The 3,577-nt window shown below is 41.7% G+C and carries 5 protein-coding genes and 1 pseudogene; 2 read left to right on the top strand and 4 right to left on the bottom strand.

Annotation, left to right across the window (positions count from 1 at the left end):
- Window positions 1–284: 284 nt before the first annotated feature.
- A complete protein-coding gene (locus tag ABF638_RS37215) occupies window positions 285–821 on the top strand; it encodes a thermonuclease family protein (protein ID WP_435027758.1) in 537 nt (178 codons plus the stop codon).
- 184 nt (window positions 822–1,005) lie between these two features.
- On the opposite strand, the gene ABF638_RS37210 is transcribed toward ABF638_RS37215, so the two are convergent.
- Complete coding sequence (locus ABF638_RS37210) at window positions 1,006–1,608, bottom strand: glutathione binding-like protein (RefSeq protein WP_435027757.1); 603 nt, start codon at window positions 1,606–1,608, stop codon at window positions 1,006–1,008.
- 242 nt (window positions 1,609–1,850) lie between these two features.
- Here ABF638_RS37210 and ABF638_RS37205 point away from each other — a divergent pair, with 242 nt between their 5' ends.
- Window positions 1,851–2,282, top strand: a complete 432-nt coding sequence (locus tag ABF638_RS37205) for a hypothetical protein (protein WP_435027756.1) — start codon at window positions 1,851–1,853, stop codon at window positions 2,280–2,282.
- Window positions 2,283–2,327: 45 nt separating this feature from the next.
- Here ABF638_RS37205 and ybaK read toward each other — a convergent pair.
- The 3 genes and pseudogenes from ybaK to ABF638_RS37190 all read right to left on the bottom strand — a co-directional run.
- Window positions 2,328–2,790, bottom strand: a pseudogene (gene ybaK / locus ABF638_RS37200) (Cys-tRNA(Pro) deacylase); the annotation flags it as partial.
- A gap of 27 nt (window positions 2,791–2,817) precedes the next feature.
- Complete coding sequence (gene vapC / locus ABF638_RS37195; RefSeq protein ID WP_435027755.1) at window positions 2,818–3,216, bottom strand: type II toxin-antitoxin system tRNA(fMet)-specific endonuclease VapC; 399 nt, start codon at window positions 3,214–3,216, stop codon at window positions 2,818–2,820.
- Window positions 3,213–3,446, bottom strand: a complete 234-nt coding sequence (locus tag ABF638_RS37190; protein WP_375495334.1) for a hypothetical protein — start codon at window positions 3,444–3,446, stop codon at window positions 3,213–3,215. The genes vapC and ABF638_RS37190 overlap by 4 nt, the downstream gene beginning before the upstream one ends.
- Between the last annotated feature and the right edge of the window lie 131 nt (window positions 3,447–3,577).

Here is a 3,577-nt window from a genome sequence, read left to right as displayed (position 1 = left end):
AATGGAGTTTTTGAGCCGAGAAACTTATTTTTACTTTGTCTACTTAGTGTTTAAAGTCTAGCTTTAGCAGACTGCAACTAAAAATTGCCTAGTTGAGCGATGACACAAAGTACCCCCTAGAAGCGATCGCAACAACAGAAGCAAGTTTTAGTGAGCGCTCACGCCTGAAATCGCTAAATTTTAGCTAACATTTCCTTTCGGCAAACAGTGACAACTAACTGTCCCGGAGAAATATTCCCGGTTAAAATTGTGGTTTCTTATATTGCAATAACAGAGCTAGCGACATGAAGCCATCGTGGATAACTGGCATAATTTTAACTGCGATCGCTGGAGCTACCATCAGCGCTATCTCGATTTTGCAAAGAACTAACCAGGCATCCATTGCGCTTACCGAAGAATGGATCGCTACCCAAGTAGCAGATGGGGACAGCATCACAGTTCGTCAAACCGATGGTAGCCAAATGTCAGTTGAGCTTTGTGGAATTGATGCCCCGGAATTGAAACAAGGTGAAGCTCCAAGACAAGCATTGGCTCATGAAGCAAAACAGAAACTACTCAAGCTCATTGCTGCTGCCGATAATCAACTGATGATCGTTCCAGTCGCAAAAGACAGCGATGGGCGTGCTGTTGCTGAAGTTATGGCTCATGGACGGGGTGAGGCTGAGATTAGTTTTCAGGAAGAACTGCTCAAGAATGGTTTGGCCAGAACGCGTAACTCTAGTGTGGAGTGTCCAAATCAGTTGGCTTTTGAACAGGCTCAGGACATAGCAAAGGCATCTAAACTGGGAATATGGAACCAGTCCAATTTAGAGAGGCATTGAGACTAAATGTTTAGAGTACTCCATCGCCAGCAGCCCCTAGTGTATCTGGTCAAAGCCACGGATGCCGTCCTTAATCCAGTAATACTTGGGATTGCTTTGCGGTTACTTCCGAGCGAATGATTTTACTGTTGGCTGGGATGGAGTTTGGATCATCCCCATTGTTGACTCATCCCTCCTCCTGCATTTAAGGAACTTGCATTCCGCGTTGCACAGGCGGACGTTGCTGCACCATCTCCACCCAGCGTTTGAGATTTGGGTAGTTGTCGAGTGTTAAACCCTGAAATTTATAAATTGCTACCCACGGATAAGTAGCAATATCAGCAATAGAATAGTTCCCACAGATAAATTCATTGTCTTGCAGTTGTTTATCTAAGACACTATAAATGCGTAAAGTTTCCTTTTGGTAACGTTCGATGGCATAGGGAATTTTTTCGGGTGCAAAGCGTTTAAAGTGGTTAAGTTGCCCAAACATTGGCCCGACTCCTCCCATTTGGAACATCAGCCACTCTAGTACTTGAAAACGGCTTTTTTGTTCAGTAGGTAAGAGTTTACCTGTTTTTTCGGCTAGGTAAATTAGAATTGCACCCGATTCAAAAACTTTAATTCCAGTTTCTTGGTCAACAATGGCGGGAATTTTACTATTGGGATTGATGGCGATATATTCAGGTGTAAATTGCTGTTGAGTAGTAATGTCAATTTTGTGGACATTGTAGGGCAATTCGACTTCTTCCAGCATGACGGAAGCTTTGCGTCCATTGGGTGTGGTAAACGTGTAGAGATCAATCATCTGCTGCTATCCCAAAATCTTGGCAATTTCCGATGGTAGTCTAGCTTTGATTGAGAAATTAGGGTATTAGCCGATAGAGAGATAAAAGCAATACTATTTGAGCCAGGAGGTAAAAACATTACTATGCCTGACATTTGCGCTTTCAACAAACCACTCATCAGCACCACAGAGGGATGCGATGCCTGACCTAGCTGATTCAAGTAGAAAGGAGTACACTCATAGCATTAATTAGGGGATATATCATGGGTGAATCAAAACGAAGAAAACAGCACGATCCAAACTACGGTCAAGTTAAAAATCCTGTCAAAAATCTCATGAAAATTGTTTGCCCGTTTTTTGAGGATTATGAGAATTCTCATCATCTTGATGCTGATGGTATATCGTTGATGACAGCTAAGGAAGGTTACAAAGAAACGGGCTTGAGAGGAATAATTTTAAAAGGGTATCTAGCCGAACATTTAGTAAAAGATTATCCGCCTGAAGCTGAAATAATAGAAGGGTTCAAACAACACGGGAATATTTATGTCACTTCAACATTAGCTTTAAGTTATTTAGAAAATGCTGTAAATAAAGAGGAAAATCTGAGAAATTTTGATACTTATAATCCATTAAATGAATTTATACGTATTGAAAGTGACTCTAAACAGTACCACATCGATTTGGTCACAGTATGAAAAAATCCTTAGAGAGTAGCTAGGATTTAGCAGTGTATATACTTGTACAATTGCTGCCAAAGTGGCATTGACTGCACGTAAATAATCATCTGGCGATAGCAAAAGCAGCATTCCTCGCATTCCACCAGAAACAGTGATCTGCTCAAAATAGGGTTGCCGTTTCATTAAGGTAAACAGGATAGTCTTTTTTGCTAGCTAAAGCTGTCACACCGCCACGGATGTATCCTGTTAGTGGCTGGACTTCCTTCAGGGCAACCGTCTCAACCTTCCGGTTTCCTGAAATTCGCGCCAAGGCTTTTAAATCTAACTGAGCATTTCCCGGCACAACAGCAAAACAGATACCTGTTGTGTCACCTCTGACTACTAGAGTTTTAAAAACTTGCTCTGGGGGAAGACCAACTTTGTGTGCTGTACTCTCAGCAGCCAGATCGTCAGGATCTACTTCATAGCTCAGGATTTGGTAGGGAATACCTAGTTTATCTAGTAGTCGAGCAGCATTGGTTTTCATTCAAGTCCGCAAAAGATATCATTGCTGTTACTCCCAATCTTCAATCACCAGTCCACTAACGCGACTAAATTCTCTTGTGTTGTGCGTGACTAGCGTCAAGTTGTTCACTAGGGCAATCGCTGCAATTAATAAATCACTTGGGCCAATGGGAGTTCCATTTACTGACAGTTCTGAGCGAATTCTCCCTGCAACTTTGGCGGCTGTTGTGTCTAATGGCAATACAGCAAATTGACTAAAAAACCTTTCCAGTAATGCTAAATTCCGTTCGCTTTGAGTACTACGGTAAGCCCCATAATAAAGTTCCATCTGCACGACAGTACAAAGATAAATGTCTTTTGGCTGCTGCTGTACCAGTCGAGTTGTTACTGCTTGGCTACTATTGTTCAATAGTTTAATACAAACATTTGTATCTAGCAGATAGGTCAAAACAGCGTCTCCCGCGTTTCAAATTCTCCCTGTTCTAGTCTTTCTAAAGGTTCTCCTGCCCAACCACCAATCACTTCTTCAAAAAAACCAGGCATCCACTCTCTTTGTGATGGAGTTATAGGTTTAATGATTACTTCTACTTCAATATCACCACTTACTATCCCCGATGGAATATCCAGATGCAAAATACCATCAGCCCCAACATGAGAACATAGTTTAATACTCTGCATTACTGTTTTCTCCTGTTCCTTGGTTTATCGAGAATTGGGTAGTACCTCATCTATGATGCCGTATTCTCGCTCAATCACTGGAGTTTAGACTAAAAGCGATATGAGAGAACGCAAACCAAATGGAATTAGAG

Source organism: Nostoc sp. CALU 1950, assembly GCF_051172895.1.
GTDB lineage: Bacteria > Cyanobacteriota > Cyanobacteriia > Cyanobacteriales > Nostocaceae > Nostoc > Nostoc edaphicum_A.
Note: the sequence above shows the minus strand (reverse complement) of the source record. Positions and strands in the feature narration are given on the sequence as shown.